This window comes from Neptunomonas phycophila, assembly GCF_001922575.1.
Classification (GTDB): Bacteria; Pseudomonadota; Gammaproteobacteria; order Pseudomonadales; family Balneatricaceae; genus Neptunomonas; species Neptunomonas phycophila.
Window position 1 is genome coordinate 1 of record NZ_MRCI01000016.1, and the last position, 675, is coordinate 675.

General features: G+C 53.8%; 1 protein-coding gene. It reads left to right on the forward strand.

The annotated features are described in order from the left end of the window. Positions 1-675 (forward strand): cadherin-like domain-containing protein (locus tag BS617_RS17895; RefSeq protein WP_139303247.1); only part of this gene is annotated, 675 nt, incomplete at both ends.

Sequence of the window (675 nt, forward strand, 5' to 3'; positions counted from 1 at the left end):
ACGACAGCTTCAATGGCGAAGAAGACGTACCGTACACCATGACAGCGAATGACCTGTTAGGTAACGACACGGATCCAGACAGCGATCCATTAACGATCACTGAAGTGTCTAACCCAACGAACGGTACTGTTGTCCTTAACGCTGACGGCACCGTGACCTTCACGCCTGATGAGAACTTCAATGGCGAAGCGACGTACGAGTACACCATTACTGACGGTAACGGTGGGTTCGACACCGCTACTGTGACAATCGACTTTGCACCGGTTAACGATGCACCGGTTGCCGTTGATGATCAGCTAACAGGTGAAGAAGACACCACCATCACGCTGGATCCAGCAACGCTATTGGGTAACGACACGGATGTTGATGGCGACCCATTAACGATCATCGACGTCTCTAACCCAAGCCGCGGTACGGTAACACTGAACCCCGATGGCACAGTGAGCTTCACACCGGATCCGGACTACAACGGTCCAGCCATGTTCGACTACACAGTCAGCGATGGTAACGGCGGTGAAGATACGGCCACAGTGACCGTAGTATTCTCACCAGTGAACGACGGACCGGATGCGGTTGACGACAGCTTCACGGGCGAAGAAGACACGCCATACGTCATGACGCCAGCAGCGATCCTTGGCAACGACACGGATCCAGAAGGTGACACGCTATCGATCA